Source organism: Serratia sp. DD3 (assembly GCF_000496755.2).
The window spans coordinates 131869-147171 of sequence record NZ_AYKS02000123.1; the positions used below are offsets into that span (position 1 = coordinate 131869).

A 15303-nucleotide genomic window follows, 5' to 3' on the forward strand; every position below is an offset into this window, starting at 1 on the left:
GTAGACGATAACCTAGCCTGGCTAGAATTCAGCGAGACTAAAACGCAGCGATAAAAAATCCGCGCGGGAGCACCGGCGCGGATTTTCTGTTGCTGATTAACGCATTAAATATCGATGTTCGCCGCTTTCAGGGCGTTCTCTTCGATAAAGGCACGGCGTGGTTCAACTGCATCGCCCATCAGGGTGGTGAACAGTTGATCTGCGGCAATAGCATCTTTCACCGTCACTCGCAGCATACGGCGTTGTTCTGGGTCCATGGTGGTTTCCCACAATTGGTCTGGGTTCATTTCACCCAAGCCCTTATAACGCTGCACCGACAGACCACGGCGAGATTCTTTCACCAGCCATTCCAACGCTTGCTCGAAACCATTTACCGGCTGACGACGTTCGCCACGTTCAATAAATGCATCCTCTTCCAGCAAACCACGCAGTTTTTCACCCAATGTACAGATCTTGCGATATTCACCACCGTGGATGAAATCGAAGTCCAGAGGATAATCAGTATCGACGCCGTGAGTACGAACGCGCAGCACTGGCTCCAACATCTGACGTTCTGGGTTGTCAACCATGACAAAATCATAGCTGCTGCCATGCTGTTCGTTATCGTTGAGCAATTTCACCAGTGACTCGATCCAGGTTTTCACTTTAGCTTGGTCACTCAGATCATCTTCGCTCAAGGTAGGTTGATAGATTAGGTTGTTGAGTAAGGCACGCGGATAACGACGCTCCATTCGGCCAATCAGCTTTTGTACGCTGTAATGCTCAGCCACCAGTTTCTCCAACGGTTCCCCGGCCAATGGCGGTGCGACCTCATTGGTATGCAAGGTTGCCCCATCAAGCGCAATGGAAATCAGGTACTGGTCCATGGCCTCGTCGTCTTTAATATACTGTTCCTGCTTGCCTTTCTTCACCTTGTATAGCGGCGGTTGTGCAATAAACACATGACCACGCTCGATGATTTCCGGCATCTGGCGATAAAAGAAAGTCAGTAACAATGTACGGATATGCGAACCATCGACGTCAGCATCGGTCATGATGATGATGCTGTGATAACGAAGTTTATCTGGGTTGTATTCGTCGCGGCCAATGCCACAGCCCAGCGCAGTGATCAAGGTAGCCACTTCCTGCGAAGAGAGCATCTTGTCAAAACGCGCTTTCTCAACGTTAAGGATTTTACCTTTCAGTGGCAAAATCGCCTGGTTTTTGCGGTTACGCCCCTGTTTTGCCGAGCCCCCCGCAGAGTCCCCTTCCACCAGGTACAGTTCAGACAACGCCGGATCGCGCTCTTGGCAGTCCGCCAATTTGCCTGGCAAGCCAGCCAAATCCAGTGCACCTTTACGGCGTGTCATTTCACGCGCTTTACGTGCTGCTTCACGCGCTCGGGCCGCATCAATGATTTTACCAACAACGATTTTGGCGTCTGATGGGTTTTCCATCAGGTAATCCACCAGCTTCTCGTTCATCAGTGACTCAACTGCCGTTTTCACTTCCGAAGAGACCAGTTTATCTTTGGTCTGTGAAGAGAACTTCGGATCCGGCACTTTCACCGAAACGACGGCAATCAAACCTTCACGGGCATCATCACCGGTGGCACTGATCTTGGATTTTTTACTGTAGCCTTCTTTATCCATATAGCTGTTAAGGGTACGCGTCATCGCGGCACGAAAACCGACCAGGTGAGTCCCCCCATCACGCTGTGGGATGTTGTTGGTAAAACAGTAGATATTTTCCTGGAAACCATCGTTCCACTGTAGTGCCACTTCCACACCGATTTCATCTTTTACCGTTGAGAAGTAGAACACCGTTGGATGGATTGGCGTTTTGTTCTTGTTCAGATACTCAACGAACGCCTTGATCCCGCCCTCATAGTGGAAGTGGTCTTCTTTGTCGTTACGTTTATCTTTCAGACGAATAGAAACACCCGAGTTAAGGAACGACAGTTCCCGCAGGCGCTTGGCCAGAATATCGTATTCAAATTCGATGTTATTGGTAAAAGTCTGGTAACTCGGCCAAAAACGTACTGTGGTGCCGGTTTGGGTGGTCTCACCCACCACTTTCAGTGGCCCTTGTGGCTCACCGTGTTTATAGGTTTGCTCGTGCACTTTGCCTTCACGGCGGATCACCAGCTCAAGTTTCTCTGACAAGGCGTTAACGACGGAAACCCCCACGCCATGCAAGCCACCGGAAACTTTATAGGAGTTATCGTCAAACTTACCGCCGGCATGAAGAACAGTCATGATGACCTGTGCCGCAGAAACCCCTTCTTCTTCGTGAATACCGGTGGGAATACCGCGGCCATCATCCTGCACCGACACCGAGTTGTCAGCATGGATGGTCACCTGAATGTCATTACAGTGGCCAGCGAGGGCTTCGTCGATAGCGTTATCCACAACCTCAAACACCATGTGGTGCAGACCGGTGCCGTCATCAGTATCGCCGATATACATGCCTGGACGCTTACGCACAGCATCCAGCCCTTTTAATACCTTGATACTTGAAGAGTCATAAGAATTCGACATCAACGTTTCTCGCTTATTTTAATCCTGTGGTTGAACTTCTATTTTACCCTGTTCCACACGGAACATCCTGCCCTTTTCACCGATCATGTCAGTAACTTGTTCAGCACTTACCGCGCTGACAAAAACCTGAGCCTGAGTGGCTTTCAGACGTTCAGCCAGCAACCGGCGACGGCCAGTGTCCAGCTCGGAGGCAAAATCATCAATCAGATACAGGCAACGCCGCCCGCTCTGCCGGGTGAGAAACTCACCCTGCGCCAAGCGCAATGCACACATCAGCAATTTAAGCTGACCGCGTGATAATAAATCTTCTACCGGTGTGCCTTCGGCACGAATACGGAAATCTGCTTTATGTGGCCCAACCGAGGTATAGGTTAATGCCCTGTCGCGCTCAAACTGCCGCTCCAACAGCTCTCCATAGTCACTCTCTTTATCCCAACCGCGCTGAAAAGAGAAATTTAACGCAAATTCAGGCAAAAATTGTGCACAGGTCGCAGTAATATCGGCGGCAATGGCCTCACTGTATGCCGCCCGCCACTCGCTGATGCGTTCAGCCAGTGGAACCAACTGCTGATCCCAGGCGCGCAATTGCGCATAACGACTGACTTGGCGCAAGCCAGCATTACGTTGCTTCAGTAACCGTTTCAGGTTGCTCCAGGCGGTGAAAAAACCGGGTACATCATGGAAGCATCCCCAATCCACAAACGCGCGCCGATATTTTGGCCCGCCATTGAGCAGAGTAAAACCTTCGGGAGTAATCAACTGCATGGGCAATAGTTGGGCGAGTTCCGCCACTTTATGACCATCGCTGCCATCAATACGTACTTTGCTGTCACCTTGCCGGCTTCGGCTTAGTCCTACTGATAACTCACGTTCCGCCCCTTCAATCCGGCCATGCAGTACAAATTCCGGCTGATCATGACGGATCACTCGGCCAGCCTGCAAGCTGCGAAAAGCACGCCCATGACCAAGGGTATAAACCGCCTCTAATACGCTGGTTTTACCACTGCCATTGGCCCCAACCAGGAAGTTAAACCCAGGTGCGGGAGCCAGATCCGCCGCTTCAATATTGCGGAAATCTTTAATCAGTAAACGCGTTAACGCCATGCGGCAGTTATCTTAATCATCGAACAACCCTGGGCGTTATCGTCGCAAGCCATTTGCGTGCCGTAAAACCCCCAGCAACCGATGCGTACACAGAGTACGTCAGGATTGCGAGTACGGCCCAATCACAAAGGAGCAAGTAAGATAGCCCGATAATTTCTACAAACGCATTGGCATAACAACATAGGCCGCCGCCTGACTGGCCGCGTCCTCAATCTGCACGCTGGAGACCGAATCAGTCAGCAGTAGACGCACATCCTCGCACTTGAGCGAGTTTAATACATCCAGCACGTAGCTGACGTTAAACCCAATTTCCATCTCGCTGCCATCATAGCTGACATCAAGGATCTCTTCTGCCTCTTCCTGCTCCGGATTATTGGCAGTGATCTTGAGTTGATTTTGACTGACGTACAGGCGGACACCGCGAAACTTCTCATTCGACAAAATGGCCGCACGGGCAAAGGCCTGCTTAAGCAAGTCACACCCGGCTTCTAAGGTCTTGTCAGGGTTCTTCGGCAATACACGACGATAATCAGGGAAACGGCCATCAACCAACTTGGAGGTAAAGATAAAATCCCCCACATGGGCGCGAATATTATTGCTGCCGATCTGTACACGGAGTGGCGTATCACCAGCATCCAGCAGACGCACCAGCTCCATCACCCCTTTACGTGGCACAATCACCGAATGTGTCGGTAAGGATTGACCAATCGGCATGGCGCATACCGCCAGACGGTGACCATCAGTCGCCACAGTGCGGAGCTCTTCCCCTTCGGTCTCAAACAACATGCCGTTGAGGTAATAGCGCACATCCTGATGCGCCATCGAGAACTGGGTCGCATCGATCAGGCGCTTTAAGGTCGCCTGCGGTAGCGTGAACTCCACTTCACTCTGCCAATCATCCAGATTCGGAAAGTCTACCGCCGGTAGCGTGGATAATGAAAAACGACTACGGCCAGAACGCACCAACATGCGCTCACTTTCAAGCGTGACGGTAATCTCGGCACCTTCCGGTAAACCCCGGCAGATATCAAAAAATTTACGTGCAGGGACGGTGGTCGCCCCCACTTCATAGGGCTGGGAGAGAGAGACGCGTGCCACCATCTCCATTTCCAGATCGGTTCCCGTCAACAATAGAGAACCTTCCGTTACCTGCAATAACAGGTTACCCAGAATTGGCAACGTTGGGCGGCCACCCAGTGGGCTACTCACCTGTTGCAGCGGTTTTAGCAGATGCTCACGTTCAACGATAAATTTCATATGCGCTATGACGACAATGTTCTGATTAAATTGGAAAAATCTTCTTTGATGTCGTGACTTTCTTCACGCAGCTGCTCAATTTTCCGGCAGGCGTGCAACACCGTGGTATGGTCGCGGCCACCAAACGCATCGCCGATTTCTGGCAAGCTGTGGTTGGTGAGTTCCTTTGACAATGCCATCGCCATCTGGCGCGGGCGAGCAACGGAACGGGAACGCCGCTTCGACAGCAGATCCGCTACTTTTATTTTATAATACTCTGCCACCGTCTTTTGAATATTATCGATAGTGACCAGCTTTTCCTGCAACGCCAGTAGATCGCGCAACGCTTCACGCACGAAATCAATGGTAATGGCGCGGCCAGTAAAATTAGCATTGGCAATCACCCGGTTCAACGCCCCTTCCAGTTCACGCACGTTGGAACGTAGACGTTTAGCGATAAAGAACGCCACTTCACCCGGCAAACGAATATTGTTTTCATCTGCCTTTTTCATCAGGATCGCCACGCGGGTTTCCAGCTCTGGTGGTTCAATTGCCACCGTCAGGCCCCAACCAAAGCGAGACTTCAAACGATCTTCCACCCCGTTAATCTCTTTAGGATAACGGTCAGAAGTGAGGATGATCTGTTGGTTGCCTTCCAACAACGCGTTAAAAGTATGGAAAAACTCTTCCTGCGAACGCTCTTTATTGGCAAAAAACTGAATGTCATCGATCAGCAACGCATCCACCGAACGGTAGTAGCGCTTGAATTCTTCAATCGCGTTATTCTGCAACGCCTTAACCATATCCTGCACAAAACGTTCCGAGTGCATATAAACCACTTTGGCATTGGCTTTACGCGCCATGATGCCATTGCCCACCGCATGCAACAGGTGAGTTTTACCCAAGCCGGTTCCACCATACAGGAAGAGTGGGTTATAAGCCCCACCAGGGTTATCTGCCACTTGCCGAGCCGCAGCGCGCGCCAGTTGGTTCGACTTACCTTCAACGAAGTTATCGAAAGTATGTTTGGGGTTAACATTGGAACGGTAAGAAAGCTCGGGTGGCGGTGCGGCATTATCCCAACTGTGACGAGAAGGTGCCGCAGTACGGGCCACTGGGGCTGCCGGTGCATTGTTGACGCTGGCCGTAGCCGCCTGACTTATCGTTCGTGTCAGAGGTTTACTGCCCACCTCAAAACGCAATAGTGGCACATCAGTCCCACAAAAATCATTAAGCAGCCCATTGATATTGTTTAAGTACTTATCGCGCACCCAATCCAGCACAAAACGATTGGGCGCATACAGCGCCAGAGTATTGTCACTCAGTTCCGCCTGTAATGGGCGTATCCACATACTAAATTCTGTGGCTGGTAACTCATCCTGCAATCGGGCAAGGCACTGCTGCCAAAGCGAAAGTGACACGGCGGACTCCACTCGAACAAGATCAAAAATAAAAAGAAAAGGATCAGGTTACTTTTTTATCACTCATGATGATGCCCACAGGCCTTCATCGGCTGAAAACCGCTAGAAGCATGTGGAACACCTTGGTAGCATAACCTGATGATCCCTGTTTAGGATCGGGATCCGAATGACGGATCATAGCGCAATCCGAGCAAGAGATCCTCTCCTTCATCACAGATTAGATCCATTTTATCCACAGCCAAGAGCGTGTGGTGATATTTTAACCAACAGAAAGCAACCGCTGCAATCACGGTAGTCGATCGCCTTCTTTTTCACACCATAAGCCCGTTGTACTGGGTTATCCACCAGGATCCTGGCGAAAAATGCCGAGGATCGCACGGAGATCCTTGTGATTTACCCTTGAGTCCGTATAATCTTCGCCCACGTGTGATACTTGGTTCTGATTGGTCGGGTTATTTACCAGACAGGATCCTGCGGTGATTATGGGCCAAGACCGTGCTTTACTTGGCTAACAACCAAGTAGACTACCCCCATCAATTTCAAATGACAGGCAGCAAAACTGCGGCCTGAAAGATGAAAGGGGCGCGATGTGAATTGACTCAGGGCTGTACAATTATTACAATCCCGCCTCTTTATATTGCGATTGAGGCGTCGGTCATCTTCACGCCGAGTAGTCAAACGCATTTGACTTATACTCTACATAATTCGAGTGGGATGTAGGCAGCAAGGTCGAGAGTCGCCAGAAGCATAGAAAATGATGCGACTGAGGCTAGTGGACACAAGCCAACACCCCGGTCACTTGAAGTATGATGACTATATTAGTAATTCATTTAAGTTTAGGTAGAAATCGCTATGAAACGCACTTTCCAACCGTCCGTACTGAAGCGTAACCGTAGCCACGGTTTCCGTGCTCGTATGGCCACTAAAAATGGTCGTCAAGTTCTGGCCCGCCGTCGTGCAAAAGGCCGTACTCGTCTGACTGTTTCTAAGTAATAAAAGCTAACCCCCTGAGTGGTTAAGCTCGCTTTTCCCAGGGAGTTACGTTTGTTAACTCCCACTCATTTCACTTTCGTCTTCCAGCAGCCACAAAGAGCTGGCACGCCGCAAATCACCATCCTCGGCCGCCAAAACCTGCTGGGGCATCCCCGCATCGGTCTTACTGTCGCCAAAAAACACGTCAAGCGTGCGCATGAACGTAACCGGATCAAACGCCTGACACGCGAAAGTTTCCGTTTACGCCAGCACCAATTACCAGCGATGGATTTTGTCGTGGTTGCCAAAAAGGGGATAGCTGAGTTGGATAACCGTGCACTGACGGAAGTTTTGGAAAAATTATGGCGTCGCCATTGTCGCTTGGCTCCCGCATCTTGATTGGGGTGGTACGGGGTTATCAACTCGTATTGAGCCCACTGCTTGGGCCACGCTGTCGCTTCCAGCCGACATGTTCTCATTACGCAATTGAGGCATTAAGCAGGTTTGGGATGTTAAAAGGCAGTTGGTTGACATTGAAACGCGTATTAAAATGCCATCCTTTGAACCCAGGTGGCGATGATCCCGTACCACCGAAAACCAACGATAACAGAGAACACTAACGATGGATTCGCAACGCAATCTTCTTCTCATCGCTTTTCTGTTCGTGTCTTTTCTGATTTGGGATGCTTGGCAAAAGGATAACAGTCCGCAGCCAGCACCCCAGACCACGCAACAGACAACGAACCCTACAAGCGGTGATACCGCAAGCCAGGCTGTGCCAGCCAGTGGCCAAGGTAAATTGATTACCGTTAATACAGATGTGCTGTCGTTGACCATCAATACTCGTGGTGGTGACATTGAGCAGGCTAAACTGCTGGCCTACCCAGAGTCCCTGGGGTCAGTGACGCCATTCGAATTGCTGGAAACTACGCCAGGATTTGTTTATCAGGCGCAAAGTGGCCTGACCGGCAGAGACGGGCCAGATAATCCTGCCAACGGTGAGCGTCCTCTCTTCACAGCCGCACAAGATACTTTCACCTTAGCTGATGGTCAGGATGAGCTGCGGATCCCACTGACCTTTACCGGTAAAGACGGCTCGTTGTTCACCAAAACCTTTGTGCTCAAGCGTAACCATTATGCCATTGGTGTGGATTACTCCATTGTTAACAAAAGTGCGTCTCCACTTGAATTGACGCTATTTGGTCAACTGAAGCAAACCACACAGTTGCCGCAACACCGCGATACTGGCAGCAGTAATTTTGCACTGCACACCTTCCGTGGCGCGGCTTACTCTTCCAGTGACAACAAATACCAAAAGTATGCGTTTGATAAAGAAGAGAACCTGAATATCACCACCCAGGGTGGTTGGGTTGCCATGTTGCAGCAATATTTTGCTACAGCCTGGATACCTCAGACGGAAGGTCAAAATACCTTCTATACCGCCAAACCAGGCGATAATCTGTCTACCATCGGCTTCAAAGCAACGCCGGTTGTGGTAGCGCCAGGTGCTGAGAAACAACTGAATGCCACCTTATGGGTAGGCCCGGAACTGCAAGATAAAATGGCCACGCTGGCACCCCATCTGGATTTGACGGTGGATTACGGCTGGTTGTGGTTTTTGTCTCAACCACTGTTCAAATTGCTGAAGTTCATCAACGGATTTATCGGCAACTGGGGTTTCTCAATCATCATCATCACCTTTATCGTACGTGGCATCATGTACCCGCTAACCAAAGCGCAGTACACATCGATGGCCAAAATGCGCATGCTGCAGCCAAAACTGCAGGCAATGCGTGAGCGTATTGGTGATGACAAGCAGCGTATGAGCCAAGAGATGATGGCGCTGTACAAAGCGGAAAAAGTAAACCCTCTGGGGGGTTGCTTGCCGCTGCTCATCCAGATGCCAATCTTCCTGGCGCTGTACTACATGCTGATGAGCTCGGTTGAACTGCGCCATGCGCCGTTTATCTTGTGGATTCATGACTTATCAGCACAGGATCCGTACTACATCCTGCCGTTGCTGATGGGTGTGACGATGTTCTTCATCCAGAAGATGTCGCCTACTACTGTGACTGACCCAATGCAGCAGAAAATCATGACCTTTATGCCGGTGATCTTCACAGTGTTCTTCCTGTGGTTCCCGTCTGGTCTGGTGCTGTACTATACCGTCAGTAACTTGGTGACCATCATCCAGCAGCAGTTGATTTATCGCGGGCTGGAAAAACGTGGCCTGCATAGCCGCGATAACAAAAAGGCATAATACAGCTTTATCCCTGAGTTCATCCAAGCTGTAGCCAGTAACACCGCTGCAGCTTTATTGACGAAGGGCATAACAAGCCAATGTAAGGCGGTCATCTAGGCCGCCTTTTTACATGCATATTATTGAGAGATAACCGGCAATGAACAACTCTGATACCATCACGGCCATTGCCACACCACCTGGGCGTGGCGGTGTAGGCATTCTGCGCATCTCAGGCCATGACGCCAAAGAGGTGGCTCTGGCGCTGCTTGGCAAACTGCCCAAACCACGTCATGCCGATTATCTGCCATTCCGCGATGCCGATGGCAGTACCCTGGATCAGGGTATTGCGCTGTGGTTCCCGGCCCCCAATTCCTTTACCGGTGAAGATGTCCTGGAACTTCAGGGGCACGGTGGGCCGGTTATTCTCGATTTGTTGCTAAAACGTGTGCTGGCGTTACCCCGTGTACGCATTGCCCGCCCGGGTGAATTCTCAGAGCGCGCGTTCCTCAATGACAAACTGGATCTGGCCCAGGCCGAGGCCATTGCCGACTTGATCGATGCCAGCTCAGAGCAAGCGGCACGCTCGGCGATGAACTCGTTACAAGGGGCGTTTTCTAGCCGTATCCACCAACTGGTGGAAGCACTCACTCACCTGCGTATCTACGTAGAAGCGGCAATCGACTTTCCTGATGAGGAAATTGACTTTCTTTCAGATGGCAAAATCGAAGCGCAGCTTAATCGTGTTATCGCCGACCTGGATAACGTGCGGGCAGAAGCACGCCAGGGCAGCTTATTGCGTGAAGGGATGAAAGTCGTGATTGCCGGGCGGCCCAATGCCGGGAAATCCAGCCTGTTGAATGCGTTAGCAGGGCGTGAAGCCGCCATTGTGACCGATATTGCCGGTACCACCCGTGATGTACTGCGTGAACATATTCATATCGACGGTATGCCACTACATATTATCGATACTGCAGGCCTGCGGGATGCCATGGACGAAGTGGAGCGTATTGGTATCGAACGTGCGTGGAATGAGATCGAGCAAGCAGACCGCGTGCTGTTTATGGTGGATGGCACCACCACCAGCGCGACCGAGCCTAGCGAGATTTGGCCTGAGTTTATGGCACGCCTGCCAACCCGCTTGCCGATCACCGTGGTGCGCAACAAAGCGGATATTACGGGTGAAGAACTGGGCATGAGTGAAGTGAATGGTCACTCACTTATACGTCTTTCCGCCCGTACCGGTGAAGGGCTCGAGCTGTTACGTAACCACCTCAAGCAGAGCATGGGCTTTACCAACAATACCGAAGGTGGCTTCCTGGCCCGCCGCCGCCATTTGCAGGCATTGGAACAAGCAGACGAACATCTCGCTCAGGGGAAAGAACAGTTAGTGAGTGCTTACGCGGGGGAGTTACTTGCCGAAGAACTGCGCCTGGCACAACGAGCATTAAGCGAAATCACCGGTGAATTTACCTCTGATGACCTGCTCGGGCGTATCTTTTCCAGCTTTTGCATTGGTAAGTGATTACTTATCCATACTGCTCCATAAATGTTCACTAACCCGCATTAACTGCCTGTTAATGCGGGTTTTTACTGCCTACTCACTTCCTAAATGGCCCCAACAACGGGAAAAGCGTTCGCCAAACGCTGGCAAAGTAAGCATGCCGGAATGGGCCTAATTTACGGGCTGATTACAGATTCTCAATGCTTATCAGAAAACATAGGGTTTAGAACATCTGCAACTACACCCCATCAGTGCATACCAGGGGATTCAGCAGTTGAGCGGCAGATGAAGTAGAAAACACCGTACGAATGGTTGATCGAGTAACATCCCTGACTTGTGTTTTTTTTAAACTTGCGTTGCTTCCCTCCCCGATTGTTCATAATATTATCTTGTTCATGATTCATGAACAAGATAAAGGTCTGAACAAATGAAAGAAGAACAGCTTCTGTCTGATGCTGTAGAAAACCTGCCAAAAGGCTTCCTATTGCAGTATGAAATTGGCAACAAACATGACATACATGACGGCTGGGGCAGGCTGATAGGGCTAGGAGGAGAGATGGCGAATTTTTCCCTGGAAGTAAAGCATATCCATCGCAAAGAGTCGCTGATCGCTATCCGTAAAATGTCCCCTCTCTTATCTGAGGGTTTTCCTATATTACTGGTGTGCAACCGGCTGACGTCCGCACTGGTGGAATATTGCGTGGATAACCAGATTAATTTTATCGATACCGCCGGGAATGCCCGTATCCAGGTTCCGGGGTTATATCTGTTTATTGATGGTCGATATGAAAAGAAACCTGTAGCTGTCAGTAGTCATTTTGCTGAAGGAGTAATGAAGCTGCTTTTTGTGCTGTTATCCTGCCCGGAAAGCCTCAACGATACTTACCGCAGCTTGGCGCAGAAAGCGGGTATCTCTTTGGGAATGGTCAGCAAAGCTTTCAATTTCCTTGAGGCGCGTCGCTATTTCCGCAAATCACAGCAGGGGCGCCGCTTAATGAATGAAGGCGAATTACAGGTTTTGTGGCTAAAAGACTATGCCACCGCCCTGCGCCCGAAGCTGGATTTTCTTTCCCTACCTACGCCTGCTTCATGGGATAAGATAACACTTGCGGCCGATGAATACTGGAGCGGCGAGATTGCAGCCGCAGAACTGAGCGGTGGATACCTGCTACCAGAAAACGGCGTGATTTTTACGCCTCACCCATTGTTACAAAGACGAAAGGAACTAGGACTAAAACCTGTTCCTGGTGGGAAACTGCAACTGATTTCCTGTTTCTGGGGGAACTTTACCCTGAACCATCAAGCAGAAGCGATGTTGTGTGTGGCCGAACTACTGGCAAGCGGCGATGATAGAAACCGGGAAGCAGCAAGGATAATCAATGACAAATATCTTCACCTTAGTGAATCCGATCTTTTCAGCTACTGAAGCCCTGTTCACCCAGATAAAGCGAATTTGCGCAGCTCAGGAGATCCCGTTTTTTATTGCGGGAGCGACGGCGCGTGAAATTCTGCTCCATCATGTTCACGGCAGGAGCATTGGCCGCTGAAACGTGAAATCATTATGTCAGTGGATGGATTTAGTGAGGCATTTTCTCATACTGTAACCGTGCAACTGACGAATGGAGAAAAGCTGCCGTTTTGCTCCCTGCCGGGGTTAGCGCTGTTAAAACTTTTTGCCTGGCGCGATCGCGGGCATGGTAGTGCTAAAGACGCAACCGATCTCTATAAAATTATTCGTGAATATAGCGCTATAGAAGATGAGCGTATCTATTCCTCCGCCGTTGAAGGTGAAAACTTGGACTGGAATCCGGTACGTATGGGAGCTGTTCTGCTGGGCAAAGATATCGCGGCGATTAGTGAGCACTCATCTTTGGCAGAGTTGATAAGTCTCGATAGAGAACGTCTGACTGACGCTATCGCGCGACAATCTGATGTGGACGATATGGCTGAGATTGAGCTGATCATGAATGACTTCTGGAACAGTATAATAAGCCATGGCTAAAACTGGCTGTTAGTACGCATTACTGTCCACCCCCTAAAACATCCATACACATCCACCATTTTTATGTCCATTGTTCGTGGGTAAGATCAAACAGACTGATCTAACATACTGAGCTGATTTTATTGATGCGCAGATTGTGGAAGGACGTAAGGTGATTAGCCACAAACCCACATATGTGCTAATGTGGGTTTGTGTATTTTAAAGGAGATGATCCTATGAGCCGCCTGACAATAGACATAACAGACCAACAGCACCAAAGCCTGAAGGCGCTGGCAGCCCTACAAGGTAAAACCATCAAGCAATACGCTCTCGAACGTTTGTTCCCCGGCGATACAGATGCTGATCAGGCATGGAAGGAACTGAAAAACCTGCTAGGAAACCGCATCAACGACGGGCTAGCGGGGAAGGTGTCCACCAAAGACATCGGCGAAATTCTTGATGAAGAACTTGACGGGGATCATACTTGAAAACCTACCTCCTCACGGTAGAGGCGGAAGCAGATCTACGCGGCATCATCCGCTACACACGTAAGCAGTGGGGTACCACGCAGGTACGCAACTATATCGCTAGGCTGGAACATGGCATTGCCAACCTAGCAGCCGGGCGCGGCGCTTTCAAAGATATGAGTGAACTCTTTCCTGAGTTACGGATGGCACATTGTGAACATCACTATGTCTTCTGCCTGCCACGCGGCAGTGCGCCCGCATTGGTCGTAGCGATTTTTCATGAACGCATGGACCTCATGACTCGACAGGCAGAGAGGTTCAGCAAAGAAAGTTAACGATTGCTAGCCCGATGAATAGGTATGATTCACCGGAGTTCTGATCACTATCCCGATAAAAAACAGTTTTTCTCCTAATGCTGCCGAAAAATAAATTGGGGATTAAGGTTGGGTGTCACTCGCCTTTAAACTCAAAGGGATTACATAATAACGGCTGCCGCATTTCCGCTAGAAGCCGAAGGTCAATCTCCATGATTCTGCCTTTCGGAAAGTGTCAGAATGAGCAAAAATATCTGCTAAAGGAATTAACAATGTCTCATTCATCATCAAGAGCAAAAGTTTTGGATACAACAAGCCCCTTGGCACACCGAGCTTCCCACGCACGAAGTTGTGCTAACCATGTGGCGAACAAGTTGGGGATTACCCGCCGTCAGCTTTTGATAAAAGTCGAGAAGGATTCCGGGGCAAGTTTGGTATCACCACTCACTGAACAAGAACTGATGAAAGCGTTCCACTATATGGAGAACCTTTAGTTTTAGGCCACTATGAACGAAAAGCGGCCATCATATCCTGTTAACTTGAGTGATAGGCATTCCACTCATCACGAGTAATCTCCCACAACTGTGAGTCCAGAAGCCCGCTGACAAACTGTCTCTTTTCCGTTTTGATTAGTCGCATGCCGCTACTGGCTGAAATGTGCAGAGAACGTGTATTCTCAGTCGCTTTCGGAGCACGCAATACTGGCCTGTTCAACGTATTAAACCAGTAATCTGTCGCCGCCATACTGGCTTCGCGCATTAATCCCTGCCCCTGATACTCAGGTGCCAACCAGAAACCACGATTATTATTTTCCGCATCGTCTAGGCAGATAACGCCGATTAAATTGTCAGGATTATCCTGATGCCGTATGGTCCAAACCCAGGCGAGTCCTTTTGCCATAGCTGGCAGCGCGACGTTATTAACGTAATGGGCTGCACCATCGTCAGGATAGGGCCAGGGAACCGATGACACCATATAGCGGACAATTTCCCAGCGTGGATAGAGCTCCTGAATCTGAGGTGCATCTTCGGCAACTAATGGCTTTAACAGCAAACGTTCTGTTTTTAACGTGGGTATCTGCATGTGCTCTTTCCCTTACTGATTAACGTGTCCTTTGCTACTTTTTACTCGTTCAATAGTTACTGTAATTCATTGGGATGTACATAAAACATTCAGGTAATCGGGTAGTTAACCAGATAGTTAGCGTCATATCAAAGGCCAAAACCGCTAGTGAAATCAGCGGTCATGCCATTGCAGACCATTTTGCCGACGTCGGGAAAATGGTCGAGCTAGGTTCAGGCAGCCAACGAGAAATCGACGATGTGATGCTTACTCGTTACGCCTGCTATCTGGTCGCACACAACAGATGACCCGCGAGCAGCAAATATCTATCGAGCATGTAACCAATAACGATGCTGTACGCCAAACACTATTAAGCCGAGGTATACGACCAGAACATTTACCACCTTCAGAAGATGTGAAAAAGGTCGAACGACAATTAGCATCCGCGGACAAAAAGTCACTGAAAAACCCGGACACACTCAGT

15 protein-coding genes are annotated in these 15303 nt (G+C 49.8%); 10 read left to right on the forward strand and 5 right to left on the reverse strand.

Features of this window, described 5'->3' with window-relative positions:
- Positions 1-104 precede the first annotated feature (104 nt).
- The 4 genes from gyrB to dnaA all read right to left on the reverse strand — a co-directional run bounded on the left by gyrB (position 105) and on the right by dnaA (position 6280).
- A complete protein-coding gene (gene gyrB, locus IO95_RS23055) occupies positions 105-2519 on the reverse strand; it encodes a DNA topoisomerase (ATP-hydrolyzing) subunit B (protein WP_023489195.1) in 2415 nt (804 codons plus the stop codon).
- A gap of 18 nt (positions 2520-2537) precedes the next feature.
- The gene (gene recF / locus IO95_RS23060) at positions 2538-3623 is read right to left on the reverse strand and encodes a DNA replication/repair protein RecF (protein WP_023489196.1); all 1086 of its coding nucleotides are present in this window, start codon (positions 3621-3623) and stop codon (positions 2538-2540) included.
- Positions 3624-3779: 156 nt separating this feature from the next.
- Complete coding sequence (gene dnaN / locus IO95_RS23065; protein WP_023489197.1) at positions 3780-4880, reverse strand: DNA polymerase III subunit beta; 1101 nt, start codon at positions 4878-4880, stop codon at positions 3780-3782.
- A gap of 5 nt (positions 4881-4885) precedes the next feature.
- On the reverse strand, positions 4886-6280 hold the full coding sequence (gene dnaA, locus IO95_RS23070) for a chromosomal replication initiator protein DnaA (RefSeq protein ID WP_023489198.1): 1395 nt from the start codon (positions 6278-6280) through the stop codon (positions 4886-4888).
- Positions 6281-7132: 852 nt separating this feature from the next.
- On the opposite strand from dnaA, the gene rpmH reads away from it, so the two are divergent.
- The 9 genes from rpmH to IO95_RS23115 all read left to right on the forward strand — a co-directional run bounded on the left by rpmH (position 7133) and on the right by IO95_RS23115 (position 13778).
- Positions 7133-7273 carry a 50S ribosomal protein L34 gene (gene rpmH / locus IO95_RS23075; RefSeq protein ID WP_004093983.1) on the forward strand — a complete coding sequence of 47 codons (141 nt, stop codon included), beginning with the start codon at positions 7133-7135 and terminating at the stop codon, positions 7271-7273.
- Positions 7274-7291: 18 nt separating this feature from the next.
- Positions 7292-7651: a ribonuclease P protein component gene (rnpA, locus tag IO95_RS23080; protein WP_072011659.1), complete on the forward strand. Its 360-nt coding sequence runs from the start codon at positions 7292-7294 to the stop codon at positions 7649-7651.
- The gene (gene yidD, locus IO95_RS24585; RefSeq protein WP_023492504.1) at positions 7615-7872 is read left to right on the forward strand and encodes a membrane protein insertion efficiency factor YidD; all 258 of its coding nucleotides are present in this window, start codon (positions 7615-7617) and stop codon (positions 7870-7872) included. Before rnpA ends, yidD begins: the two co-directional genes overlap by 37 nt.
- Before the next feature lie 2 nt (positions 7873-7874).
- Positions 7875-9512: a membrane protein insertase YidC gene (yidC, locus tag IO95_RS23085; protein ID WP_023492505.1), complete on the forward strand. Its 1638-nt coding sequence runs from the start codon at positions 7875-7877 to the stop codon at positions 9510-9512.
- A gap of 139 nt (positions 9513-9651) precedes the next feature.
- Positions 9652-11016, forward strand: coding sequence for a tRNA uridine-5-carboxymethylaminomethyl(34) synthesis GTPase MnmE (gene mnmE, locus IO95_RS23090; protein ID WP_023492506.1), 1365 nt, complete (start codon positions 9652-9654; stop codon positions 11014-11016).
- A gap of 406 nt (positions 11017-11422) precedes the next feature.
- Positions 11423-12421, forward strand: a complete 999-nt coding sequence (locus IO95_RS23095; RefSeq protein WP_023492507.1) for a type IV toxin-antitoxin system AbiEi family antitoxin — start codon at positions 11423-11425, stop codon at positions 12419-12421.
- A gap of 135 nt (positions 12422-12556) precedes the next feature.
- Entirely contained in the window at positions 12557-12997 is a 441-nt protein-coding gene (locus IO95_RS24590) for a hypothetical protein (RefSeq protein WP_235186755.1), read from the forward strand.
- Positions 12998-13212: 215 nt separating this feature from the next.
- Positions 13213-13464, forward strand: coding sequence for an antitoxin ParD (locus IO95_RS23110; protein WP_023491419.1), 252 nt, complete (start codon positions 13213-13215; stop codon positions 13462-13464).
- Positions 13461-13778 carry a type II toxin-antitoxin system RelE/ParE family toxin gene (locus IO95_RS23115; protein ID WP_023491418.1) on the forward strand — a complete coding sequence of 106 codons (318 nt, stop codon included), beginning with the start codon at positions 13461-13463 and terminating at the stop codon, positions 13776-13778. The genes IO95_RS23110 and IO95_RS23115 overlap by 4 nt, the downstream gene beginning before the upstream one ends.
- Positions 13779-14291: 513 nt before the next feature.
- Here IO95_RS23115 and IO95_RS23120 read toward each other — a convergent pair.
- Entirely contained in the window at positions 14292-14840 is a 549-nt protein-coding gene (locus tag IO95_RS23120) for a GNAT family N-acetyltransferase (RefSeq protein WP_023491416.1), read from the reverse strand.
- A gap of 74 nt (positions 14841-14914) precedes the next feature.
- Between IO95_RS23120 and IO95_RS26280 the strand changes: the two genes are divergently transcribed.
- Positions 14915-15127: a hypothetical protein gene (locus IO95_RS26280; protein WP_235186756.1), complete on the forward strand. Its 213-nt coding sequence runs from the start codon at positions 14915-14917 to the stop codon at positions 15125-15127.
- The last annotated feature ends 176 nt before the right edge of the window (positions 15128-15303 follow it).